General features: G+C 62.7%; 17 protein-coding genes and 1 pseudogene. 10 read left to right on the top strand and 8 right to left on the bottom strand.

All coding sequences use genetic code 11. The annotated features are described in order from the left end of the window. Nucleotides 1-136: 136 nt before the first annotated feature. A complete protein-coding gene (locus J3O30_RS26740) occupies nt 137-1,336 on the bottom strand; it encodes a multidrug effflux MFS transporter (RefSeq protein ID WP_207585435.1) in 1,200 nt (399 codons plus the stop codon). A 220-nt stretch (nt 1,337-1,556) separates the two neighbouring features. Here J3O30_RS26740 and J3O30_RS26735 point away from each other — a divergent pair, with 220 nt between their 5' ends. Further along, nucleotides 1,557-2,300, top strand: coding sequence for a TetR/AcrR family transcriptional regulator (locus J3O30_RS26735; protein WP_207585434.1), 744 nt, complete (start codon nt 1,557-1,559; stop codon nt 2,298-2,300). A gap of 24 nt (nt 2,301-2,324) precedes the next feature. On the opposite strand, the gene J3O30_RS26730 is transcribed toward J3O30_RS26735, so the two are convergent. Then, nucleotides 2,325-2,765 (bottom strand): response regulator, encoded by a 441-nt coding sequence (locus J3O30_RS26730; RefSeq protein WP_207585433.1) that lies wholly within the window; start codon nt 2,763-2,765, stop codon nt 2,325-2,327. A 282-nt stretch (nt 2,766-3,047) separates the two neighbouring features. Between J3O30_RS26730 and J3O30_RS26725 the strand changes: the two genes are divergently transcribed. Continuing rightward, nucleotides 3,048-3,587, top strand: coding sequence for a L,D-transpeptidase family protein (locus J3O30_RS26725; RefSeq protein ID WP_207585432.1), 540 nt, complete (start codon nt 3,048-3,050; stop codon nt 3,585-3,587). 7 nt (nt 3,588-3,594) lie between these two features. On the opposite strand, the gene msrA is transcribed toward J3O30_RS26725, so the two are convergent. After that, nucleotides 3,595-4,299 (bottom strand): peptide-methionine (S)-S-oxide reductase MsrA, encoded by a 705-nt coding sequence (msrA, locus tag J3O30_RS26720; protein ID WP_207585431.1) that lies wholly within the window; start codon nt 4,297-4,299, stop codon nt 3,595-3,597. Between the two features lie 199 nt (nt 4,300-4,498). On the opposite strand from msrA, the gene J3O30_RS26715 reads away from it, so the two are divergent. From J3O30_RS26715 to cueR, 5 genes and pseudogenes are all read left to right on the top strand, one after another. Continuing rightward, the gene (locus J3O30_RS26715) at nt 4,499-9,970 is read left to right on the top strand and encodes an alpha-2-macroglobulin family protein (RefSeq protein ID WP_207585430.1); all 5,472 of its coding nucleotides are present in this window, start codon (nt 4,499-4,501) and stop codon (nt 9,968-9,970) included. Next, nucleotides 9,967-12,047: pseudogene (gene pbpC / locus J3O30_RS26710) on the top strand (penicillin-binding protein 1C). Before J3O30_RS26715 ends, pbpC begins: the two are co-directional and overlap by 4 nt. A gap of 60 nt (nt 12,048-12,107) precedes the next feature. Continuing rightward, nucleotides 12,108-14,717, top strand: a complete 2,610-nt coding sequence (gene treY, locus J3O30_RS26705) for a malto-oligosyltrehalose synthase (protein WP_207585429.1) — start codon at nt 12,108-12,110, stop codon at nt 14,715-14,717. Between the two features lie 109 nt (nt 14,718-14,826). Further along, entirely contained in the window at nt 14,827-17,346 is a 2,520-nt protein-coding gene (locus J3O30_RS26700) for a heavy metal translocating P-type ATPase (protein ID WP_207585428.1), read from the top strand. A gap of 9 nt (nt 17,347-17,355) precedes the next feature. Beyond that, nucleotides 17,356-17,745 (top strand): Cu(I)-responsive transcriptional regulator, encoded by a 390-nt coding sequence (gene cueR / locus J3O30_RS26695; protein ID WP_207585427.1) that lies wholly within the window; start codon nt 17,356-17,358, stop codon nt 17,743-17,745. A gap of 26 nt (nt 17,746-17,771) precedes the next feature. Here cueR and J3O30_RS26690 read toward each other — a convergent pair whose 3' ends face one another. Next, nucleotides 17,772-18,080 carry a hypothetical protein gene (locus J3O30_RS26690; RefSeq protein WP_207585426.1) on the bottom strand — a complete coding sequence of 103 codons (309 nt, stop codon included), beginning with the start codon at nt 18,078-18,080 and terminating at the stop codon, nt 17,772-17,774. 177 nt (nt 18,081-18,257) lie between these two features. Between J3O30_RS26690 and J3O30_RS26685 the strand changes: the two genes are divergently transcribed. The 3 genes from J3O30_RS26685 to J3O30_RS26675 are packed head-to-tail and all read left to right on the top strand — an operon-like array spanning nt 18,258 to nt 20,282. Continuing rightward, the gene (locus J3O30_RS26685) at nt 18,258-18,797 is read left to right on the top strand and encodes a sigma-70 family RNA polymerase sigma factor (RefSeq protein ID WP_207585425.1); all 540 of its coding nucleotides are present in this window, start codon (nt 18,258-18,260) and stop codon (nt 18,795-18,797) included. Continuing rightward, nucleotides 18,784-19,551 (top strand): anti-sigma factor, encoded by a 768-nt coding sequence (locus J3O30_RS26680; protein ID WP_207585424.1) that lies wholly within the window; start codon nt 18,784-18,786, stop codon nt 19,549-19,551. The genes J3O30_RS26685 and J3O30_RS26680 overlap by 14 nt, the downstream gene beginning before the upstream one ends. 20 nt (nt 19,552-19,571) lie before the next feature. After that, nucleotides 19,572-20,282 (top strand): Bax inhibitor-1/YccA family protein, encoded by a 711-nt coding sequence (locus J3O30_RS26675; protein WP_207585423.1) that lies wholly within the window; start codon nt 19,572-19,574, stop codon nt 20,280-20,282. Between the two features lie 175 nt (nt 20,283-20,457). Here the strand turns inward: J3O30_RS26675 and J3O30_RS26670 are convergent, their stop codons facing one another. The 4 genes from J3O30_RS26670 to repA form a co-directional block, all read right to left on the bottom strand. Next, nucleotides 20,458-21,591, bottom strand: coding sequence for an RHE_PE00001 family protein (locus tag J3O30_RS26670; protein WP_207585422.1), 1,134 nt, complete (start codon nt 21,589-21,591; stop codon nt 20,458-20,460). Nucleotides 21,592-21,770: 179 nt separating this feature from the next. Next, on the bottom strand, nt 21,771-22,985 hold the full coding sequence (repC, locus tag J3O30_RS26665; RefSeq protein ID WP_207585421.1) for a plasmid replication protein RepC: 1,215 nt from the start codon (nt 22,983-22,985) through the stop codon (nt 21,771-21,773). Between the two features lie 153 nt (nt 22,986-23,138). Beyond that, nucleotides 23,139-24,134 (bottom strand): plasmid partitioning protein RepB, encoded by a 996-nt coding sequence (repB, locus tag J3O30_RS26660; RefSeq protein WP_207585420.1) that lies wholly within the window; start codon nt 24,132-24,134, stop codon nt 23,139-23,141. Further along, entirely contained in the window at nt 24,131-25,327 is a 1,197-nt protein-coding gene (gene repA, locus J3O30_RS26655) for a plasmid partitioning protein RepA (RefSeq protein WP_164012453.1), read from the bottom strand. The genes repB and repA overlap by 4 nt, the downstream gene beginning before the upstream one ends. Nucleotides 25,328-25,336: the final 9 nt, after the last annotated feature.

Below are 25,336 nucleotides of genomic sequence, written 5' to 3'. Positions count from 1 at the left end.
ATCCTCCGGAATGATCATGTTGCGTCATGGCGTAAATAGTGCTGGCCGCCAATATTCAATCGCGCGAGGTATTTTCTGCGGTATCGCAACCCTGATTGGTGGCCGCACCCGGGGGATGGGTGCGGCCTGTGCTTGACTATTCGGCAGCGGCGACGGCGGCGCGGCGGCCGATCGTTGCCTGGGTCAGCGCGAAGGCTAAGAAGGCGCAGAGCGCAATGCCGGCAGCCATCGGAACGGCCGTGCCGTCGAAGAAAAGGCTCGATATCACCATGGCGACGGCGGCAATGACGAAATGCAGCGTGCCCATCAGCGACGAGGCGGTGCCGGCAATCGCGCCGTGATCCTCGAGAGCAAGAACGGCGCTGGTCGGGATGACGAGGCCGAGGAAGCCGTAGCCGATGAACAAGAAGGTCGCCATGACGGGCAGCTGGTTGAAGCCTGAAGCCATCACCACCGCCATGACAACCATGGCTAGCGCAAAGGCGCTGACCGCAATCCGCATGACGCGCACCAGGCCGAAACGCTCGCCGAGCCAGCCGGTCGCCTGCGACACCGCGAAGAAGGACACGGCGTTGATCGAGAAGGCGAAGCTGTATTCGGTCGGCGTCAGCCCGTAGTGCTGGATCAGCACGAAGGGCGAGTTGGCGAGATAGACGAGAAAGCTCGAAATGCCGAGACCGCCGATGAAGGTCAGCGTCAGGAAATTGCGGTCGGCCAGCAGCAGCCGGTAGGCCGCCATGGCGCTCTTGAGGCCGCTGCCGCTGCGCTCCTTGGCAGGGCGGGTTTCGTCAAGCTGGGTGGCAAGCAGGACGAGGCCGATGAAGGCGGCGATCATCACCGCCCAGAACACCCCGCGCCAGCCGTAGAATTCGATGACGGCGCTGCCGGTCAGCGGCGCCAGGATCGGCGAGATCGAGAAGACCAGCATCAGCAGCGACATCAGGCGCGCGGCCTGCACGCCGGTATGCATGTCGCGGACGATGGCGCGCGGAATGACCATGCCGGCGGCACCGCCGATGCCCTGGACGAAACGGAAGGCGATCAGCGTTTCGATATCGGTCGAAAGTGCGCAGCCGATCGAGGCGACCGCGAAGACGCCGATGCCGAGATAGAGCGGCAGCTTGCGACCCCACATGTCCGAAAGCGGACCATAGACGAGCTGGGCGAGGGCAAAGGAGATGAAGAAGGCGAGAAGCGTCAGCTGGGTGACGTTGTTATCCGCATGCAAGTCCTGGCCGATGGACGGCAGCGCAGGCAGATACATGTCAATGGCGAAGGGGCCGATGGCCGAGAGAAGGCCAAGAATGAGAGCAATGCGAAAGAAGGAAGCCGTCATAATGGTGATCTTTCATAAAAGCGCAGCGGAAGCATCGAATCGTCGCTCCGCCGCAGTGCTCTTAGAACAGGATGGCGCCCGAAAACTCCTCACACTTTTCGGCATCATGTTCTGGGGTTCAATGATGATCGTTCGCGCGAAGACGAAGTTGGGAGCTCATATCTTCAGCAAGGAACCAATAGTGTCAACAAATTTGGACACGGCTGTAAACTAGACGCCATTGTCTAAATCGTCAAGACGTCTTATCTTCGCCTTCATGAAAGATCGCATGACACCGGCAGTCCGGATGGGGGGGCATACGCAGCGCGGACAATGCGCAAAGCGCATGTCGATCCTCGATGCCGCCGCCGACGTCTTCTGCCGCGAGGGTTTTGCCGGCGCCAGCATCGACGAGATTGCCGCCGTCGCCTGTGTCTCTCGCCAGACGATCTACAATCACTACCGCGAGAAGGAAACGCTGTTCGTCGCCGTCGTCGAGGACGTCATGAACCGCGCCAACGCCATGCTCTTCTCGGTGCTGGCGAGCTTTCCCGAGAACGCCGACAATCTGGAGGACGGGCTGACGGCCTTCGCCGTGCGCCTCAACAAGAACTGCATCTGCAATCACGACGGAAAATTCCTGCGCAAGCTGGTGCAGACGGAGGGTGAGCGATATCCGCACCTGTTCGAAAGCTGGCGCCAGCAGGGACCGGGCAAGCTGACCACTGCCCTTTCCGCGCTTCTTGCGCGGGTCGCTCATAAGGGCGCGCTCGTCATCGACGATTTCGACGTCGCCGCCCGGCAGTTCGTGGCGCTCGCCAATGCTGACCTGCAGATGATGACGCTTTTCGGTGGAACGCCCACCGATGAAGAGCTTGATAAGGCGGCGCGCAATGCCGTCCGTACCTTTCTCAAGGCCTATGGCGGGCCGGCGGCTGATAAGGTCGGTCGCCCGCCGCAGCTTGCGGCCATAGCGGGCGGATAAGGCCTCCCGATCAGGCCCTTTCAATCAGGCGAAGACGGTCATCTGCGAGGGCACGACCGCAAACATGCCGACGCGGCGCGCGGCAAGATATTTCACCAGCTGCTGGACGACAGAAGGCATGACCGGCTTCTGCACCACGCCGACCGCGCCCTTGACGCCATTAGCGACAACTTCGGGATTGCCGGTCATGAACACGACGGCAATGCCGTGTTCTTCTGCCAGCCGCCGGCCGATCTCGGGCCCGGTCTGGCCGTCGGCGAGATTGACGTCGACGAAGGCGATATCGGCAAGCGGCGCCAGCCGCAGCGCCTGTTCGCGATCACTCGCAAGACCTGCGACCTGCATACCCATATCTTCCACCGTCGCCCCGAGATCCAGGGCGATGAGGAATTCATCTTCGACGATCAATACTCTCTGTCTCATGAGATCATCTCGTTGCCAGCGCCGCACGACATTGGTGGCCATGATACGTCCCCTTGTTACGCATATACTTCGGAAGAGGTATCCGCTCCGGCAGCTGTCCCTGCACGAAACTCCCTGCTGAAACGGCCAACTTGAAGATATGTTCCGCGGTGGAACGCGATTTTTGATATTTAAGATATTGTTAACGTTGATAGATTCTTAACAAGAAAGCCGGCGAAGCAAAAACGGGCGCTAAATTGTGCTCAATCTCAAGCGCGCACCTTCTGGATGAAGGCACGATGACACGATATGATTATTCCGTTGGCATGAAGATCGAGGCTCACGTTGAAAACCAAACTTATCGTCTTGGCCACGGTCGTGGTCAGCCTTTTCGCCTATACCAAATTGATGGCCAGGATCGGCTCGGGCTCGCCACCTCCGGATGCGCCGCTCGCGCAACAGGCCGACCTCATCCGTGTTTATAAATCCGAACGCCGCATGGTCCTTCTCAAAGGGGATGTTCCGATCTCGACATATCGGATTTCACTGGGGCAGGCTGCCGATGCCGGTCCCAAGCAACAGGAAGGTGACGAAAAAACGCCGGAAGGGCGCTATGAGATCGACTGGCGAAATCCCAAGTCCATGGCGCATCTCAGCCTCCACATTTCCTATCCGAACCCGGATGACCGACGCAACGCCGGATCCAACGGCTTTCCGCCCGGCGGCAATATCATGATCCACGGGCTTCCCAATGGCTGGGGCCTGTTCCAGGAAGCCCATCAGCTATGGGATTGGACGGATGGCTGTATTGCCGTCACCAATGCGGAGATGCGCGATATCTGGGCCCGCGTTCCCAATCACACGCCTATCGACATCATCCCCTGAGGGTTAATCACCCCTTGGCCTTCCTGACGAGGACCGGCTGGCTGCGGTAATCGGCGGGAAACAGCGACTTCAGATTCTCGATTTTCGGCAGGTCGTTGTAGACGATATAGGGGTAGGTCGGATTGAGCGTCAGAAAATCCTGATGATAGGCCTCGGCGGAATAAAAGCCGGTGGTGTCGGAGACCCTGGTGACGATCGGCTGGGCGAAGACATGCGCCTTGTCGAGCTGAGTGATATAGCGCTCGGCGACCTTGCGCTGCTCGGGGTCGGCGACGAATAGCGCCGAACGATACTGCGTTCCCTGATCCGGGCCCTGGAAATTCAGCTGCGTCGGGTTGTGCGCCACCGAGAAGAAGATCTGCAGCAATTTGCCGTAGCTCACTTGTTTCGGATCGAACTTCACCTCGACGGCTTCGGCGTGACCTGTCGAGCCGGTGCTGACGGTCTCGTACTGGGCCGTCCCAGCCTCACCGCCGGCATAGCCGGAGACGGCGCTCTGGACGCCCTTGACGTGCTGGAAGACGCCCTGGACACCCCAGAAACAACCGCCGGCGAAAATCGCGCTCTCGGTGCCCGGCCGGGCAGCCTCGTCAACGGCCGGCGGCGGAATGACGACGGCATCTTCAGCCGCACTTGCGGCACACGCACCGAGCGAGACAATGGTGGCGGCTAGGAGCCCGGCAAGGCTCCTGCGGTGAGAAAATATGGACATGGCGCTACCTCCTGCGATGGCCCAAATCCTTGCTCATCCTTGCAAAAGGCGCAAATCACAACCCGATCACTCACGCCGATGTGACAGGCAGACGAAAGCGCCTGTGTGAAGATGAAACAGCATGCAACCTGAGTTGACAATCTCGCGAGGAGTGAGGAGAGTGCCCGCCGGTCAGAGCCTGCATTTCCGGGGGGAACCTATGTCCGTGCGCTCGTTCTTTGCTTTCGCGACAATCGCATTTTTTTCCACGATCGCCGTCAGTTTTCCCGCCGCCGCTGCGGAGACCAAGCGCGACATCCAGACGATCAAGGACGCCGATTTCTTCGGCTTCGATCTTCGCACCGAGCAGAACGTCTCACTCGATCAGTGCAAGACCTCGTGCATCGGCGACAAGAGCTGCAAGGCCTTCACCTACAATCCCAAGGTGAAATGGTGCTTCCTGAAATCCGATTTCAAGACGATGAACGCCTTCCCCGGCGCCATCGCCGGCAAGATTGTCGAGACGACCGGCCAGAAGGAGCAGGATCTCGGTGCTGCGCCGCGCCTGACCTTCCTGTCGAACGACCTCATCCAGCAAGCCCGCGACTTCAAGGACAATCTGGCGCTTGCCGACGACCAGCAGGGCCAGGGCGCCGACAGCCTGACGGCCAATGCCCGCATCGACCTCACCGGCAACAATCTGGCCGACGCGCTGAAGTCCTTCCATGGCGCGCTGTCGATCACCCCTGACGACGCCGATCTCTGGCTCGAAACCGCCCGCGCCGCAGCTTCGCTCGGCAGCGCCGAGAGTGGCACGAGCGGTCAGGCCGTGCTCGACGCGCTGAACGGCTACGAGCTGACGCGCACCAAGCCCAAGCGCGCCGAAGCGCTCGCCGTCCTCGCCGACGCCCTGGACCGAAACGCCAATTACCGCCCGGCGCTCGACGCCTACAAGGCGAGCCTGGCGCTGGTTGCCTCCGAGGATGTGCAGGCGGCCTACCTGCAGCTGAAGGCGACGCAGGGCTTCCGCATCACCGAACACACGGTCGACGCCGACAGCGCCACGCCGCGCGCCTGCGTCACCTTCTCCGAAGCTCTCATCAAGACCACCGACTATACGCCCTTCGTGACGCTGAACGGTGCGGCGCCCAAGGCGCTGGAAACCAAGGACAAGCAGATCTGCGTCGAGGGGCTGACGCATGGCGAAACCTACAAGCTCGGCTTCCGCACCGGCCTGCCGTCATCCGTCGACGAGGCGCTCGAAGCGCCCGTCAGCATCGACGTCTATATCAAGGACCGCAGCCAGATAGTGCGTTTCACCGGCGACAGCTTCGTGCTGCCCTCGACGGCGCGCCGCGGCATTCCGATCGTCTCGGTCAACATGACGTCTGCCAACCTCAAACTCTACCGCATCGGCGATCGCGCCATCGCGCCGCTGTTGACCAACTCGCAATTCCTGACCCAGCTCGACGGCTACAGCGCCCAGAACATCCAGGATCAGAACGGCGAACTCGTCTGGCAGGGTTCGATCGAGATCGCCGACGAGCTCAACAAGGACATCGTCACCAGCTTCCCCGTCGATGAGGCGCTGCCCGAGCGCAAGCCCGGAGTCTACGTGATGACCGCAACGGGGCCGAATGGCCCGGCGCAGGAGTGGGACTCGCAGGCGACGCAATGGTTCCTCGTCTCCGATATCGGCATCACCACCTATGCCGGCACGGACGGGCTCAACGTCTTCACCCGTTCGCTTGCCTCGGCAAAGCCGATATCAGGCGTCGAGCTGCAGCTGCTTGCCAAGAACAATGAAGTGCTCGGCACCGCCAAGACCGACGAAAACGGCCGCGCCACCTTCACCGCCGGCCTGATCCGCGGCACGGCGGCGCTGACACCCGCCGTCATTACCGCCAGGAACGGCACGTCGGACTACGTTTTCCTCGACATGACGCGGGCCGGCTTCGATCTCTCCGACCGCGGCGTGACCGGCCGCGCCGCACCCGGCGCGATCGACGTCTTGACCTTTACCGAACGCGGCATCTATCGCGCCGGCGAAACGGTGCATGCACAGGCGCTCGCCCGCGACACCGATGGCAACGCCATCGAGAACCTGCCGCTGACTTTCATCTTCAGCCGCCCCGACGGTGTCGAAGACCGGCGGATCGTCAGCCAGACCAGCAATCTCGGCGGTTACAGCGTCGATTTCCCGACCCAGGAAAACGCCATGCGCGGCACCTGGACGATGAACATCTACACCGATCCCAAGGGCAGTGCGATCGCCAGCAAGAGTTTCCTGGTCGACGATTTCGTGCCGGATCGCACCGACCTGGAGATCAAGACCGAGGCCAAGGAAATCGGCCCGGATATGCCCGCGAAGATTAATGTTTTCGGCAAATATCTCTATGGCGCCCCGGCCGCCGGCCTGACGCTCGAGGGCAATGTCGTCGTCAAGCCGACGCGCGAGAGCGCCGCCTATAAGGGCTTCCTCTTCGGCCTCGCCGACGAGGAGGCGAGCGAGGATTCGCGCCTGCCGATCGACGGCCTGCCGGAACTCGACGAGAACGGCGAAGCCTCGACCGATCTCACCGTCAGCGAGCTGCCGGCAACGACGCAACTGCTCAACGCCACCGTCTATATCAGCATGCAGGAGGCCGGCGGCCGCGCCATCGAGCGTTCGCTGACCATTCCGGTGAAGAATCAGGGCGCTTCGATCGGCATCAAGCCGGAATTTTCCGACGATCTGCCTGAGAACGCCATCGCCAACTTCACGGTGATCGGCGTCAATGCCGAGGGACAGAAGCAGGAGACCAAGGGCCTGCGCTGGAAATTCTACAGCCTCAACCGCGAGTACCAATGGTATCGCGAGGGGACGGCATGGAAATACGAGCCGGTCTACACCGCCGAGCAAATCGCCAATGGCAGCGTCGACGCGACGACGGACGGCGGCAAGATCTCCGTGCCGGTGAAATTGGGCCGCTATCGCCTCGAAGTGGAAAGCCCGGATGCCGACGGCCCGACCTCCAGCGTCGAATTCGACGCCGGCTGGTTCGTGGCCTCGACCTCGACCGAAACACCGGATGGGCTGGAAATCGCCCTCGACAAGGACAGCTACAAGGTCGGCGACACCGCCAAGCTGAAAATCACCTCGCGCTATGGCGGCGAGCTGATGGTCATGGCCGGAACCGAAAAGCTGGTTGCCGTGCAAAATGCGACGATGGGCGAGACCGGCGGCGAGGTCGACATCCCCGTCACCGCAGACTGGGGTGCCGGCGCTTATGTGACCGCGACGCTCTTCCGCCCCGGCGACGCCCAGGACAGCCACATGCCGATGCGTTCGATCGGCATCAAATGGCTGAAGGTCGATCCCGAACAGCGGGCGCTGCAAGTCAAGCTCGACACGCCGGAAAAGATGCTGCCGCGCGGACCGTTGAACATCGGCCTGCAGGTGGCCGGTGCCGGCGCCAACGAGGATGCCTATGTCACGGTTGCCGCCGTCGATGTCGGCATTCTCAACCTGACACGTTACGAGCCGCCGAACCCGGAAGACTGGTATTTCGGCCAGCGGCAGCTCGGCCTTGAAATCCGCGACCTCTATGGCCGGCTGATCGACGGCTCGCTGGGTGCGACCGGCAAGCTCAGGACCGGTGGCGACGGCGGTGCCATTGCGCTGCAGGCAAGCCCGCCGACACAGAAGCTCGTCGCCTTCTTCTCCGGGCCGGTGAAGCTCGACGCCGAAGGCAAGGCCAATATCTCCTTCGACATTCCGCAATTCAACGGCACGGCGCGCGTCATGGCGGTTGCCTGGTCGAAGACCGGTGTCGGGCACGGCGTCAAGGACGTCATCATCCGCGATCCGGTCGTCGTCACCGCGAGCTTGCCGAAATTCCTCGCCCCCGGCGACAAGGCCAATCTGCGCCTCGACATCGCCAATACCGATGCGCCGGCCGGCGACTACAAGCTGCAGCTGACCGGCAATGATGCGGTCGGCATCGACCAAGCCTCTGCCGACCAGACGATCCGGCTGGAGGCCGGCGCCAAGTCCGCGCTGACGCTTTCGCTCATCGGCAAACAGCCGGGCGCCGGCAGCGTCTCGATCAACCTCTCCGACGCCTCCGGCCTTTCGCTCGACCAGACCGTCGACGTGCCGGTGCGCCCGTCATCCCTGCCGATCACCGAACGCAGGGTGCTGGCGCTGAAGCCCGGAGCAAAGCTCACCGTCGATAAGAACCTGCTTGCCGACAGCGTCCTGCCGGGTGCTTCGATCAGCGTCAACGTCACCCGTTCGGCCGCCTTCGACATCCCGGCACTGCTGATGACGCTCGACCGCTATCCCTTGGGCTGCGCCGAGCAGACCATCAGCCGGGCGCTGCCGCTGCTCTACCTCGCCGAAGTGGCGAAGCAGGCCGGCATCGAAAATGACGACGACGTGCACAAGCGCGTCCAGGATGCGATCTACCGCGTGCTCTCCTACCAGGCCTCGGCCGGCAGCTTCGGCCTCTGGGGACCGGATTCGGGCGATGTCTGGCTCGATTCCTACGTCACCGACTTCCTGACGCGGGCCCGCGAAATGAAATATGACGTGCCGGAAAGGGCCTTCGTGCAGGCGCTGGAAAACCTGCAGAACACCCTGTCCTACACCACCGACATCAAGGGCCAGGGCGATCAGATCGCCTATGCCATCTATGTCCTTGCCCGCAACAAGAAGGCGGCGATCAGCGATCTGCGCTACTACGCCGATACGATGATCAACGACTTCCCGACGCCGCTCGCCAAGGCGCATATCGCCGCCGCACTGGCGCTCTATGGCGATGCCCAGCGCTCGAAGAACATCTTCCTCGACGCGCTGCAAATGTCCGAGCAGTCGATGGTCTCACGCGTGAACCTGTCGCGCACCGACTACGGCACGATCCTGCGCGATGGCGCGGCGATCCTGGCGCTCGCTGCCGAAAGCCGGCCGGTGCCGCCTGTCGTCCCGGAACTCGCCAAGGCCGTCGCCAAGGAATGGCAGCGCAGCAAATACAAGAGCACCCAGGAAGAGGCCTGGATGCTGCTTGCCGCACGCGCCATCCAGGGCGGTGACGACGGGTTGAAGGTCGACGTCAACGGCGCCGCCCACACCGGCGCCTATATGGCCCGGATGACCGGCGATGCGCTCACCGATCATCCGCTGACCTTGACCAACCAGACGAACGACCCGGTATCGGCGGTTGTTACCACCGTTGCCGCACCGACCGTGCCGTTGCCGGCCGGCGGCGACGGCTTCCTCATCGAGCGCAGCTATTACACGCTCGACGGCGAGGAGGCGAATGTCAGCGAAGCCCAGCAGAACGAACGCTATGTCGTCGTCATCCATGTACGCGAAAGCAACGACTGGCCGTCGCGCATCGTCGTCACCGATCTTCTGCCGGCCGGCTTCGAGATCGACAATCCAAACCTCGTCGACAGCGCCCAGATGACGAATTTCGACTGGATCGGCGAAATTTCCGCCGCCCATACCGAATTCCGCTACGACCGTTTCGTCGCCGCCTTCAACCGCGCTCAGGGCGACGAGCGCGAATTCAACGTCGCCTATGTCGTGCGCGCCGTCACCCCCGGCATCTACGACCATCCGGCCGCAAGCGTCGAGGACATGTACCGGCCGGAGCTTTCGGCCCGCACGGCGACCGGCAAGATGGAGGTCGTGGCAGCACAAGAATGAGGCTGTGGCACAAGTTTGCGATCGGGTCCGTCGCCGGCATCCTTCTTGCCGGCGCGGCTCTTCTTGCGCTCGACGCCGCCGACAAGGCTTTTCCGCCGCCGTTGGATAGAGCGGACGTGGTTTCCGCCGAGGTGCTCGATGCCGACGGCCAGTTGCTGCGCGCCTTTGCAACGACGGAAGGCCGCTGGCGGCTGAAGACGACGGTTGCCGACGTCGATCCACAGTTCCTGCGCATGCTGATTGCCTATGAGGATCAGCGTTTCTACGATCACAATGGCGTCGATGCCTGGGCGCTCGGGCGGGCAGCCACGCAATTCGTCCGCAACGGCCGCATCGTTTCCGGCGCCTCGACGCTTTCGATGCAGGTGGCGCGGCTGATCGAGCCGCGGGCGGGACGCTCGCTTTCGGCAAAACTGCTGCAGCTCGCGCGTGCCGTGCAGATCGAGCGGCGGCTGTCGAAGGAACAGATCCTCGATCTTTATCTGACGCATGCGCCTTACGGCGGCAATCTGGAAGGCGTGCGCGCCGCAAGTCTTGCCTATTTCGGCAAGGAGCCGCGCCGCCTGACGGTCGCCGAGGCAGCCCTGCTCGTCGCCCTGCCGCAATTGCCCGAACGGCGCCGGCCGGACCGCAATCTGAAGGCGTCGCAAGAGGCGCGCAAGCGTGTGCTTGAGCGTGTCGCCGTGGCTGAGGCCGTCGGCGACGGCGAGGCGGAGCGAGCCGAGGGTGTCGCTGTCCCCATGCGACGCATGCAATTGCCGGCGCTGGCCGCCCATGTCGCCGAAGCAGCACTGCGCAAGGAGCCGGCAGTCCTCAAGCACCAGACGACGCTGAAGAAACAGGTGCAGCAGGGGCTGGAATCGGTCGCCCGGGCAGCGGCGATGAAGCTCGGGCCAAAACTGTCGCTGGCCATGGTGATGGCCGATGCCCAGACGGGCGCGATCGTCGGCGAGGTCGGCTCGGCCGATTATTTCGACGCCAGCCGCTCCGGCTGGATCGACATGACGCGCGTCAACCGCTCGCCGGGCTCGACGCTGAAGCCCTTCATCTATGGGCTCGCCTTCGAGCAGGGCCTCGTCTCCCAGGAGACGATCATCGAGGACCGGCCGGCTGATTTCTTCGGCTACCGGCCACGCAATTTCGACATGAGCTATCAGGGCGACGTCACCGTGCGCGAGGCCTTGCAACTCTCCTTGAATGTGCCGGCCGTCAAGCTGCTCGACGCCGTCGGGCCGTCGCGGCTGCTGGTCCGCTTCCGCCGCGCCGAGGTGCGCCCGGCCCTGCCGCCGAACGAGACGCCGGGACTGGCGATCGGTCTTGGCGGCGTCGGTCTCACGCTGAAAGATCTGGTGCAGCTCTATACCGCGCTCGCCAATCGCGGCCAGCCGGCAAGGCTCGGCGACGGTGTCACCGGCGCACCGGGCAAGCTCGACGGCGAACCGCTGTTGGAGCCGGTCGCGGTCTGGAACGTCGCCGATATTCTCTCCGGCGTCATTCCCCCGCCGGCGCACCGCAGCGCGGCATCGCCTACAAGACCGGCACCAGTTACGGTTATCGCGACGCCTGGTCGGTCGGCTATGACGGGCGTTATGTGCTCGGCGTCTGGGTCGGACGGCCGGATAACAGCGCCGTGCCGGGACTGACCGGCTATGGCACCGCAGCACCCATCCTGTTTGAGGGTTTCGCCAAATCCGGCATCGCGACGACGCCCTTGCCCCGCCCGCCGGCCGGGGCGGTGCGCATCGCCCGGTCCGAACTGCCGATCAGCCAGCGGCGTTTCGCGTTCAATGCCAGTGGCCTGCTGGTCGCCTCCGGCCGCGAGGCCGCCCCTCAGATCGTCTATCCGCCCGAGGGCGCCCATATCGATCTCGGCGCCGGCGCCGGCGCGCTGTCGCCGCTCATGCTGAAGCTGCAGGGCGGCCGCGCGCCCTTCCGCTGGCTTGCCAATGGCAGGCCGCTGCCCGACCTCTCCCGCCGGCGCACCCAGCAATGGCTGCCCGATGGCGGCGGCTACTCGAAATTGACCGTCATCGACTCGGCCGGACGCGCCGCAAGTGTGGGCGTTTTCATCGACTGAGGGAACCAAAACCCGACTACAACCGTTGGAAAGGGTCTCCCTCCAACGTCAGACGGCCTCATGACACTTCCGACCGCGACCTACCGGATACAATTCCGCAACGGCATGACCTTCGATCGCGTCTGCGACCTCGTTCCCTATCTCAAGACGCTCGGCATCAGCCATCTCTACGCCTCGCCAATCTTCACCGCCGTCAGCGGCTCCGCCCACGGTTATGACGTCACCGACGCCAACGAGATCGACCCGGCGCTCGGCGGCCGCGCGGGGTTCGACCGGCTGACGGAGAGCCTCGCTTCGGCCGGCATGGGACTGATCCTCGACATCGTCCCGAACCACATGGCCGCTTCGCCGGAAAACGGCTGGTGGCGCGACGTACTGGCATTCGGCCATCAAAGCGCCTATGCGGGCCACTTCGACATCGACTGGAGCGAGCCGCTGACCCTGCCGCAGCTCGGCCAGGATTTCGAGCGCGCGCTCGCTGATGGCGAGCTGCGCATTACGCTGGACGAAACGCATGGCACCTTCGCCTTCGGTTATTTCGAGACGCTGTTGCCGCTCAACCCCAGCTGTTACGGCGCGATCGCAAACCGGCTCGACGATCCGGTGGCAACGAGAATAGCAGAGGCTGCGGAGGTCACCTCCGGCGAGAACCTCGCCCGGGCGATGCGCGACATCCTCTTCGAAGGCGGCGATCGGGCGATCCTCCGGCAAAAACTCGACGACGTCTCGTCCGACCGCGATTTCCTTAAAAGCCTGCATGAGGGACAGCACTGGCGGCTCACCCATTGGCATGAAGCGGCACGGCATCTGAGCTATCGCCGTTTTTTCGAGGTCACCGGACTGGTCGGTACCCGCGTCGAAAATCCCCCGGTGTTCGAGGACATGCATTGCCTGACGATCGAGCTGGTGCGCCACGGCAAGGTGCAGGGGCTGCGCATCGACCATGTCGACGGGCTCGCCGAACCCAAGGCCTATCTCGACCGGCTGCGGGAAGCGGTCGGGCCCGATACCTATATCGTCGTGGAAAAGATCCTTGGGGCTGGCGAGGTCCTGCCGGAAAGCTGGCCGGTGGCGGGCACCACCGGATATGAATTCATCGCGGCGCTGAGCGAACTCTTCGTCGACGGCGGCGGCCTGCGCAGATTGGACGATGCCTATCGTGGCGTCGCCCGAGAGACAGGCGATCTCGAGGAGGGCCGGCGGCTTGCCAAGCGACAGATGGTCGAGCGCAATTTCGCCGGCGAGACCGGCAGGCTGGTATCGATCGCGGCAGGGGTCTTCCCCGAGATAAACAGAGACGAGATCGCCAAGGCGCTCAGCGAACTGCTGATCGCCTTTCCCGTCTACCGCACCTATGGCGATGGCGGCCCGCTCGCCTGGCAGGATTCAGCCGTCCTTGCCGCGACCGCATCGCAAGCCATAGCAGAGCTCGATGATCGTCGCGCCCTCGACCATGTGCTGAAGCTTCTCGAAGGCAAGGTCGACGGTGATCCAGCCCACGAATTCCGTATCCGCTTCCAGCAGTTGAGCGGGCCTGTGATGGCGAAGGCGACGGAGGATACGCTATTTTACCGCTATAACAGGTTGCTTGCCGCCAACGAGGTCGGCAGCGAACCCGGCAAGGCGCCCGACGGTCCGGACGGATTCCATCGTCGCATGGCCGAGCGGGCGCGGCTGCAGCCGCACGGGCTGTCGGCAACCGCCACCCACGATACCAAACGCGGCGAGGATGCGCGCGCAAGGCTCTATGCGCTGAGCGAGGGCGCGGATGTGTTCGTGCAGGCGCTGGCGCGCTGGCGTGAGATGAACCGGCCGTGGCTGAAGGACCTGCCGGATGGCGTAGCGCCGGAGCCGAATATCGAATGGATGCTCTATCAGGCGCTGGCCGGCATCTGGCCGGAAGATTTCGACAGAGGACAGATGGAAGAGCTTCGTCAGCGCTTGACCGATTACGCGGTCAAGGCAGTGCGCGAGGCGAAACTCCACACTGATTGGGTGGAACAGGATTCCGCTTACGAAGAAGCGGTGACGACCTATGCAGCGGCGCTGGTGTCGCCCGAGAATGACGCCTTCCTTGAGGATTTCGAAAGGGTGCTGCAGCCCTTCATCGCAGCCGGCTACCTCAACAGCCTGTCGCAGACGCTGCTCAAGCTGACGGCGCCGGGCATTCCCGACATCTACCAGGGCACGGAAGGCTTCGATTTCAGTCTTGTCGATCCCGACAACCGACGCCTGGTCGATCATGCACGGCTGACCGCCTGGCTTGATGAAGCCGGACCGATCGCCAAGCTACAGGCGGCGGCGTTAAAGCAGCGCATCGTCGGGATCGGCCTGCAGCTGCGCCAGCGGCATCCGGACCTCTTTATAAGAGGCGACTATCTGCCGCTGAAGGTGACGGGCAGCCGGCGCGATCATGTGCTGGCTTTTGCCCGGGTGCATGCCAGTGATTTTGCCATCGTCGCCGCACCCCGGCTGATGTTCGGCTGGCTCGACCCGGGCGTGCTGTTTGCCGGCCCGGAATTTTGGGAGGATACGGCGATCGCCGTCCCCTCCCCTCTTCACGGGCTGAAGGCGGATCTGGTGACCGGAAAGACGATCGAACCCGGCGGCAGCATCTCGGTCGCCGCCCTGCTCGGCAGCCAGCCGGTCGGGTTGATCAGCCCGATCTGAGGATCGGGCTGCAGACAAAAATCATCTCCGTCAAAATTAGCGCTTGACCTTCCAGTCGCTGGAAGGTGGATAAGCCTCTCCAACTGCCCCTCGGGCATAGGAGATGGCAATGAATATCAAACACGATCACGACCATCATCACGGCAACGCCCATAACGGCGATCACAGCTGTTGCGGCCATAGCCCGACTACCCCCGCGCCGGTTCGTGACGCCGTCTGTGGTATGACCGTCGATCCAGAGGCCGGCAAACCCTCGCTTGATCATGCGGGCCGCCTCTATCATTTCTGCTCCGAAGGCTGCCGGACGAAGTTTGCAGCTGCGCCGCAGGATTACCTGACCGCGAAAGATCCGGTTTGCGGCATGGACGTCGATCGTTCGACGGCAAAACATTTTCTGAAAGTCGAGGGTGAGAAATACTACTTCTGCTCGGCCGGCTGCCAGACAAAGTTCGAAGCCGATCCCCCAGTCTATCGCGACGGCAAACGCCCTCCGGCAAAGCCGGCACCGAAAGGCACGCTCTATACCTGCCCGATGCATCCGGAGGTCATCAGCGATCGCCCCGGCGACTGCCCGAAATGCGGCATGGCGCTGGAGCCGGCAGGCATTCCTCCGGCCGACGAAGGTCCAAGTCCGGAACTTGTCGATTTCGTCAGACGGCTTTGGGTCAGCGCCATCCTGGCCGTGCCGCTGCTCGCCCTCGGCATGGGTCCGATGCTCGGCCTGCAGCTCCGGGAAATGATCGGCGAACCGCAGGCGACCTATGTCGAACTGCTGCTGGCAACGCCGGTCGTGCTTTGGGCGGCCCTCCCCTTCTTCCGCCGCGCATGGGCCTCGCTCGTCAACCGCAGCCCGAACATGTGGACGCTGATCGGTCTCGGCGTCGGCACCGCCTATGTCTACAGCCTCGTCGCCACGCTTGCGCCCGGCATTTTCCCGATGAGCTTTCGTGGCCATGGCGCGGCTGTGCCCGTCTATTTCGAGGCGGCGGCCGTCATCGTCGCCCTGGTTTTCGTCGGCCAGGTGCTGGAACTGAAAGCACGCGAACGCACCGGCTCGGCCATCCGCGCTTTGCTCGACCTTGCGCCGAAGACGGCGCGGCGTATCGATGCCGATGGCGGCGAGAGCGACGTGCCGGTCGAGCAAATCCAGACCGGCGACCGGCTGCGGGTGCGCCCCGGCGAGCGGGTTCCGGTGGACGGTTCCGTCCTCGAGGGCCAGTCGACCGTCGACGAATCGATGATCTCAGGCGAACCCTTGCCCATCGAGAAATCGACGGGCGATGCGCTGACTGGCGGCACGATCAACAAGAACGGCTCTCTCGTCATGTCGGCCGAGAAGGTCGGCGCCGACATGGTGTTGTCGCGCATCGTCGACATGGTCGCCAAGGCGCAACGCTCGCGGGCGCCGATCCAGGGTGCGGTCGACCGGGTGTCGGCCTTGTTCGTGCCGGCAGTCGTTGCCGCGGCCATCCTTGCCTTTATCGTCTGGGCAGCGATCGGTCCGGAGCCAAGCTTGGCGAATGGCCTGCTTGCCGCCGTCGCCGTTCTGATCATCGCCTGCCCCTGCGCGCTCGGTCTTGCGACGCCGATGTCGATCATGATCGCCACAGGACGCGGCGCTGGGGAAGGCGTGCTGATCAAGGACGCCGAAGCGCTGGAGCGTTTTTCCAAGGTCGATACGCTGATCGTCGACAAGACCGGTACACTGACCGAGGGAAAGCCGAAGCTTACCGACATCGTCGCTTTCGGCGGAATCGAGGAAACCCGGCTGCTGTCGCTGGCGGCAAGCCTGGAGCGCGGCTCCGAACATCCGCTGGCCGACGCGATCGTTTCCGGCGCCGAAGAGCGCGGTGTCGCCTTCGTCGAGATCACCGGTTTCGAGGCGAAGACCGGCAAAGGTGTTCAGGGCCTCGCCGGCGACACAAACATAGCGCTCGGCAATGCGGCGATGCTCGCCGATCTCGGCATCGATCCGTCGGCGCTTGCCGAGAAGACCGAAGCCCTGCGCCGCGAGGGCAAGACGGTGATGTTCGTGGTATTGGATGGCGCGCTTGCCGGTCTCGTCGCCGTTGCCGACCGGATCAAGCCGACGACATCAGCCGCCATCAAGGCGCTGCATGACAGCGGCCTGAAGATCATCATGGCGACGGGAGACAACGAGCGCACGGCGCGTGCGGTGGCAAAAAGCCTCGGCATCGACGAGGTCCGCGCCGACCTGTTGCCGGAGGGCAAAAGCGCGCTGATCGACGAGCTGCGTGCAAAAGGCGCGGTCATCGCCATGGCCGGAGACGGCGTCAACGACGCGCCGGCGCTTGCTGCCGCCGATGTCGGCATCGCCATGGGCACCGGCGCGGACGTTGCGATGGAAAGCGCCGGCATCACCCTGGTAAGGGGCGATCTCACCGGCATCGTCAGGGCGCGGCGGCTGGCGGAGGCGACGATGCGCAACATCCGCCAGAATCTCGGCTTCGCCTTCGGCTATAATGCGCTCGGCGTGCCGGTCGCAGCCGGCGTGCTCTACCCGATCTTCGGGTTGCTGCTGTCGCCGATGATCGCGGCGGCGGCGATGAGCCTCTCGTCCGTCTCGGTGATTTCAAATGCGCTGAGACTGCGTTTTGCAAAATTATAGGAGATGGCGATGAATATCGGCGAAGCATCGGAACGCTCCGGCCTGCCTTCGAAGACCATCCGCTACTACGAGGATATCGGCCTTATCCGCCCTGAAAGGGGCGGAAACGGCTACCGCGATTATGCCGCGACCGACGTTCACAAGCTGCGCTTCCTGCAGCGCTCGCGCGGCCTCGGCTTTTCCGTCGACGAGTGCCGGCAATTACTGGCGCTCTACGAGGACAAAAGCCGGGCGAGTGCCGACGTCAAGGACATCGCTGAGAGCAAGCTTGCCGAGATCGACCGCAAAATCCGCGATCTCTCGGAATTGCGCCGCACGCTGGAACACCTCGTGCATGCCTGCCATGGCAATGACCGGCCGGACTGTCCGATCCTCGAAGGGCTTTCGGACGGGGGCTGACATTTCAGGAGGGCGGCCGGCGCGCTTCAGGAAAGCTGCGGCATGTTCTGGTTGGCCGCCTGCGCCGATTGAGCCCGCTCGTCGGGCTCCTCGTCTTCGCCGTCATCCAGCACGCCGTCATCCAGCCGATGTTTGATCGCAAGCGCATAGATCACGTCGAGAATATTGCGGTCCCTGAGATGAGGATCGGTCAGGGCGAGAAGCGAGGCCCGGACGATCTTCCTGCTGGTGGCCTTTGGACAACGCGCCTTGACGAAATCATAAAGCGCCTGATCCGTCAGCCCTTCCATGGCGCCGTCTACGAGAGCTTCGTAGACCCGCTTCTTTTCCTTCATTCTTGAATTTCCCCTTCAAATCAGCGGCGTCATGATCTGTCATGTAATTGTCATAAACAACCGCGGATTTCGGGCGCCGGTCCGCTGGAGAGGCTAATTGAAGACGGTATTCTCGACCGGCATGATTTTTTTATTCTCGCCGGGAATAAGATCTGCCGCCCTGACGTATACTCAATCATGGAACGCAAAGAACGCCCCTTCGACGTCATCGGACAGCTTGCAGCGCTCAGGCGCTACGCACGCTCGCTGGTGCGCAATTCGGACGAGGCGGAGGATCTGGTGCATGATGCGCTGGTGCGGGCGCTGGAGAAGAAGAAGAGCTTCCGCAGCGGCGGCAATCTTCGCACCTGGCTGCTCTCCATCCTGCACAACGCTCATATCGACCGTCTGCGCCAGAACCGGTCGCTGACGCGCCGCCACGACGAGGCGGCTGTCGAAGCCGAGCAGTCGCTGCCGGCCGGCCAGGAACATGCCGTGCGCCTGCGGCAGGTGCGCAACGCCTTCTTCGGCCTGCCGGAGGAACAGCGCGAGGCCCTGCATCTCGTTGCGATCGAAGACCTGTCCTACCAGGAAGCCGCCAATGCGCTCGGCATTCCTGTGGGGACGCTGATGTCGCGCATCTCCCGCGCCCGCGCGCAATTGCGCGAATTCGAGGAGAAGACGCCGCGTGTTTCGCATCTGAGAATTATCGGAGGGGACGGCAATGAAAGCAATTGATCCGATCCTCGATGCCGATCTCGACGCCTATGTGGATGGCGAGCTCGATGTCGCCCGCCGCATCCAGGTAGAATCGTATCTTTCCGACCACCCGGCGATTGCCGCCAAGGTCATGGCCGACCTCAGCGTGAAGGGCGAGCTGCGCTTGGCGCTTGCCGGCGAAAGTGCCTTCGGCCGCCCCGAGACCCGCGACGCCGCCCGCCGGCTGGAACGTGGCCTTTCCTACGGCCGCATTTTTCATTCCATGCAGCGCATTGCCGCTGTCGGTATCCTGATTACCGCCGGCTGGGTGGCGCACAATTCCTTCGGCGCTTTTTCGGCAACCGAGGTATCGGCCTCCGTCCCAGCGCCCGCCTATGTCGAGGATGCCGTCCGCGCCTATCAGACCGCCGCATTGCGCCAGTCGATGCCGCCGCAGACGCCGGCCACCTATAGCGCTGACGATATTCGCGCCGCCACCGCGATCGTGATGCCTGAACTGCCGAAGGACTGGAAGGTCGCCGACGTGCAGATCTTCCCGTCCGAATTCGGCCCCAGCGTCGAGATGGCGATCGAGGTGCCGGAGGGAAAGCGGCTGTCGCTTTTCGCCGTCCGTCCAGGCGCCTTCGAGGTCAAGCCGGTCAGCCATCTCGCATTGGCAAAAGCAGAAGCCGCCTATTGGCAGATCGGCGAGGTCGCCTATGCGCTGATCGCCGACGAAAGCGGTCTCAATCTCGACCAGGCGGCCGAACGGCTCGCCCGCTCGCTCTATTAGTTCAAACCGAGGAGATCAGCATGAACCCGATCAATCCCCGCTACGGCGCCGTGGCCCGCACCCAGGCCGTCTTCGACGAAGGCCTGCGCCAGCACATGCTGCGCGTCTACAATTACATGTCTCTTGGCCTGGTCATAACCGGCCTCGTCGCCTTCGTTGTCGGCTCGACGCCGGCCCTATACGTGCCGATCTTCGGCTCGCCGCTGAAGTGGGTGGTGATGCTGGCACCGCTCGCCTTCGTATTCTTCTTCTCGTTCCGCATCCAGACGATGTCGGCCAGCACCGCGCAGATCACCTTCTGGGCCTTCTGCGCCGTGATGGGCCTGTCGCTTGCCTCCGTCTTCCTGGTGTTCACCGGAATGAGCATCGCGCGGACCTTCTTCATCACCGCCACGATGTTCGGCGCCACCAGCCTTTACGGCTATGCGACCAAGCGTGACCTATCGCGCATGGGCTCGTTCCTGATGATGGGCCTGTTCGGCGTTATCATCGCCAGCGTCGTCAATATCTTCCTGGGTTCGAGCGCGCTGCAGTTCGCCATCTCGGTGATCGGCATCGTCGTCTTCGTCGGCCTCACCGCCTACGACACGCAGAACATCAAGGAACAATATTCGGAAAACTTCGATCAGGAATCGAACCAGAAGCTCGCCGTCTTCGGCGCACTCTCGCTCTACCTGAACTTCGTCAACATCTTCCAGCTTCTGCTCAACTTCACGGGCGAGCGGGAATAGGGACCGCGCTTCTGGGGGCAAAGGAAGCGCAAGAGCGCCCGGTCTGCACTCTGTGACAGGATGGCAGACCGGGTGTTCACCTAAATGCCTATCGCCCGGAAGTGTGCAGCGGTTCCGGGCGATAGGCATAAGTAAAGAGCTGGAGCGGCCGGGTCATCCCCGGCCGCTCTTATTTTCAGATGATGCCCCACGCGCGGTAGCGGCCGCGGCCGGTGATTTCACGAATGCCGATCTCGTTGACGAGGTTCAGAGCGCCGCGCGGCGTGATGCGCAAATGGCGGGCAACCATCGCCGCCGAGACCATCGGCCGCGACAGGATGAAATCGGCAAGGTCCGGCAGGCTGCTGTTCGAACGGCGGCCGCGAAAGCGCAGTTCCATCTGTGTACGGGCGAGCGACAACCGGTCGAGTTCCTTGAGTCCGGCCGCAGCACCGAGATGCATCGCCTCCAGGAAGGCCTGCAGCCGTGTGGCCCGGTCGCGCGCCCGGCGACGTTCATGGCGCACCAGCTTCAGCCCACCGTAAAAAGAGAAGAGATGCGAGGTGACCTTGCCGCGGGCGCGCAGATGGCTTGCGACCAGAAGACCGCCGAGCCAGTGCTGACGTCGCAACGGCTCGATCCTTTCCCAGGCTTCGAAAAGGATGACGGCGCCGAGAACCGGCGGCAAACTTTCGGCCAATGGCTGTACGCTCCGCCACTCCGCAAGCCGCTGTTCCTCGTCCCATTCGTCATCACCCAGCAAGCCGAGAGGATCGTCATTGCGCCTCGCCGGGGCAACCGCGGCCGTTTCGCTTGCCGGGGCTTTGCCGGTATGGATATCGAGCAGCTTCTGCGAGCGGGCAAGAAGCGCATCGATCTCCGCCATCTCGGCCGCGAGCGGCCCGTCCTCATCGCCGCCCTCTTCTTCGGTCTCGAGCGTAACGGCGAGGCTGTTTACCTCCGGCACTTTCCCCTCCCCTTCCCCGAGCGTCGCGGTTAGCGTCGCAAGTCCCGAAGCTCCCAGCGCCCAGGTCGGCTCGCCGGTCCAGATGCGCCGACGTGCCCGCAGCACCGAGTGAGCGATCGTCAGTTCGTGGCTGGGTGCCCGGCTATCCATATGCGCATCGTGCAAAACCAGATCCTCGACATGCACGAGTTCGCCGGCCACCCAGAGCGCGCCGGCAGCATCGAAGAAATGGCTGCGTTCGGCAAAGCCCTCACCGACCGGCGCGCGCAACACCCGCTCGTCCAAGCGTGCCACGGCGTCCTCCGCCGCAGCAAGGGACGGAAGCAGGGTTTGAAGCATCACACCGTCGATATCGTAGCGCATTGTTAAGCTTTACGGTTTTTCACAAATGGAAGCAAAACCTATGTTTCCTTCCGCCATCTATGACATGGTTAACGGCGCTTTTCAACAAAAGGCCAGGAGGAAGCGGTCGAGTTTGCCTGGGCGACCGGCAGCATTCCCTTCTAGCTGTTGCACCTGGCGCGAAACGTTTTCAGCCCCCCTCATCCGGTTTTCCTTGCTGCCGGACCACTTGCCCGCATGAGCGCCATCAGCATCGGCCCAAGCGAGAATTCGCCGCGCTCTGCCCGCCGCGTCAGGTCTCGCAGATAGCCGCCGGCCGAGTTGATATGCCCGCCTCTTTCCAGGATGCAGGCGATCACCGTCGCGGCGTTCTCCGGTCCCATGACCTCGCAAGCCAGCTGATAGGCGCTGGGGCTGACGCCGAGCGTCGAGCGGACGATGACGGCAGCCGCCATCAGATCCCGCCAACTGCCGATCCCACCGCCTGGCCCATAAGCGACGATCTCCGGGCAGGCCTGCAGCACCATGGCAAGCGGGAAGGACTTTGGCGTCTCCCGCCACGGCTGCGGTTCTTCCTCCGGTTTTGCGCCCTGCTTCGGTTCGAAGCTTGGTTCAAGTTCAGATAGAGAGTGTGGGTTTGAATTATGTATGTGCCGACCGTTTTGGCCATCATTGGCGTCTGGTTTATGTGATTTCGTCTTCAATTCCAGCGTCTTGATGATCATTTCGCGGAAGGCTTCGAGATCAGTCAGCAGGCTCTCCATCTCGGCGGACGACGGGCGCCGCGGCAGGCTTGCCGAGAGAAGATTGAAATGCTTCTGCATCTCGATCCATTCGCCGGCAATTTCTTCTTCCAGCGCGATCTCGATGAGTTTGGCGATGTCACGCCGGCAAAGTGTCAGACGCTCCCGCAGGCGCTTCCATTCGAGCTTGCCGGCAAGCACCTGAGCCGCCTGCGCCTCGATCTCGCCAGCGCGCACCAGGAGCGGCGCCAGGCTGAAGCCGAAGGCCTCTCCAAGCCCGCCCTGACCGTTACGACGGGCAAAACGTTTACCGTTCGGGCTATCCCGCCGGATAATCAGGCCGGCCTCCACCAGCATCGCCAAGTTCCGCCGCAGCGTCGTGCCGGCCATGCCATGCGTGCGCAGCGACAACTGCTCGTTCGACGGAAAGACGACGAAACCGTTGGCCTCGGCAATCTCGTTCTTCGGATAAAAGGTCAACAGCGCGTTGAGAACAGCGAGCGCACGGTCCGATACGCCGACCATGTCCTTTGCTTCGCAGAGCGCGCGAAAGATCTTCCACTTATCGACCGATGCGTCCGGATCGACCTTACTGGCATTTTCCTGGCTTGCCAGCATGCCAAGCGTCATCGATCGCCGCCCAAAGGGCGTCGATACATATTGAGGCTCCATGTCCCTCACCTTTTCTCAAGGCAAAAGAAATCTGCCACCCAAAAGGATGCCGAAGATGCTTGACAGCGATTCGAGGAAGTGCGATTCTCAGATTGTCCAGATATGAGAAAGGCTTCCGCGACGGCAACGTTCGGAGGCTTTTTCTTTTGCGGCCTACTCTCCTGCTTGCAACTTGCCGGCCCGATAGGCTTCGTAAAGCTCATCGAGACGACGTGAAATGTAAGCGCCGAAATCCGGCGCATCGCCGGTTTTCAACGCAATCGTAAAGGAATTGCCGGCGCTCTTGATTCGGCCGGCAATCTTGCCGCCGCTCTTCGGCTTCCAGTCATATTCCGTGGGTTCGGGCTTCGCCTCTTTCCTGGCGAGCTCGGCAACCAAAAGCTCGAAGCGACGGTCGCTTTCCTCAGCCGTGAACCGTTGCGAACCGATGAGCTTGGCAAGCCGCGCGGCTGTCATTCCGTTCCAGTCCTGGGCAAGCGCCATCCATTTACGACGCCCGATACCGGGTGCGGCTCCGACCGACCTGACGATGTCGGCCGGGATCGCTTTGGCGACGGAGATCAGCTTCGACAGCTCGGTCTTGTCGGTCGACAGTGCCTTCATGATGACGGGACGCTCGAACCCCTTGAGTTCGAGATTGAGGGCAAAGACAGCCCGCTCGATATAGGAAAGGTTCCGGCGCGCTGAATTCTCGATGCCTTGGGCGATGACGACATCGGTATCGTCGAGCTTACGGACGATCGCCTGCACCTTGCGCCCCAGCAGCTTGACGGCCTGCAGGCGGCGGTGACCGTAAGCGATCTGATAGCGCTCGTCGTCATCGGGATGGCGGCGCACAAGAACCGGCACTTCCTGACCGTTCTCGGCAATCGACTGCACCAGCTCGTCCTCGATATCGAGTGGATGATCGGCGAGGCGATCGCGGACGAAGGAGGAATCGATCAGATCTGGATCGAGCTCGACGATGCGTTCGCCGGAGAGCAAAGCCTCCTGCATCGCCCTGCTCTCTTCCTCCATGCGTCCAAGCGTCAAGGCCATCGTCCGAACCGGCCCGGCCGATCCGCGCAAAGACGTCTCTTCGTAGTTGGCCGCGGCCAACTCCTGCGCCGTATCGTCGAAAAGACCTTTCAGGCGATCGCGTCTGCTCATGTGCGGCCCCAGGCTTTGTGAATACCGGCGAGAACTTCGCCGTTGGCGGCATTGACCGATTCCAGCGCCCGATCATAGGTCGAGCGGCGCACCTGCCCCTTCTCGATCTCGAAGAGCGTCTGCTTGGTCAGGCCGGCATCGGCGATCGCCGTCGATTTGAGAATTGTCGCCGTCAACACGTCATCGCTGAACAGGCTGCGCAGCAGCGCGACGATCTGCGACTGCGGGGCATCGAAGGGTTCGTGACGGGTCACGACATATTTGATGAAATCGTGTTGCAGATCGCCGCCCGCCTTGCGCACCACGGAGAGCAGATCCGAGGTCATCAGCAGGAATTGCGACATGGAGGCGACGTCAACCATCTGCGGATGGATGGTGATAAGCAGCGACGTGGCGGCACAGACGGCGCCGAGCGTCAGGTAACCGAGTTGCGGCGGGCAGTCGATCACCACGACATCGTAATCGGCCTCGACCTCGGCAATCGCCATGCCGACGCGGCGGAAGAACAGTTCGCCCGGCCGCTGGCGATCACTGAGCGCCCGCGGCGTCTCATGCTCGAATTCCATCAATTCAAGATTGCCCGGCACCAGATCGAGACCATCGAAATACGTCTTGCGGACAATGTCCTTCAGCGGCTTGCGATCGGCATCGTAGCGAATTGCGCCATAAAGCGTATCACCATCGGAAAGATCGAATTCGGGCTGGACGCCGAGCATCGAAGAGAGTGAGGCCTGCGGATCAAGATCGATGGCCAGCACCCGATAACCCGCCAGCGCCAGATACTGGGCCAGATAAAGCGTGGTCGTGGTCTTGGCCGAGCCGCCCTTGAAATTGGTGACGGCAACCGTCTGCAGCTTCTCGCCGGGGCGCCGCCAGGGAAGGTAGGACAGCGCATCCTTCGGCTTCAGCTTTGCCATATAATGGCGCAATTCATTGATCTGGCCAAGCGTATAGGAACGCCGGCCATTCTGGGAAAGTTCCGGCTGCGGCCCCTTGCCATCCAGCGAAAGCTGGCGAAGATAGCCGTCGGAGACGCCGATCATCTGAGCGGCCTCGCCGGAAGAAAATGTGCGCAGCGTCTTTTGCGACAGCGGCGGAAACAGCTTTTCGCGCAACAGCTTCAGTTGCCGCGAAAGCTGGTTCGCATGCCGCTCGATCCGCACATCTGTCGTCGATACGCTAATGTTGTCCAAAACACTCAA

It is taken from the genome of Rhizobium sp. NZLR1, assembly GCF_017357385.1.
Lineage (GTDB): Bacteria > Pseudomonadota > Alphaproteobacteria > Rhizobiales > Rhizobiaceae > Rhizobium.
Note: the sequence above shows the minus strand (reverse complement) of the source record. Positions and strands in the feature narration are given on the sequence as shown.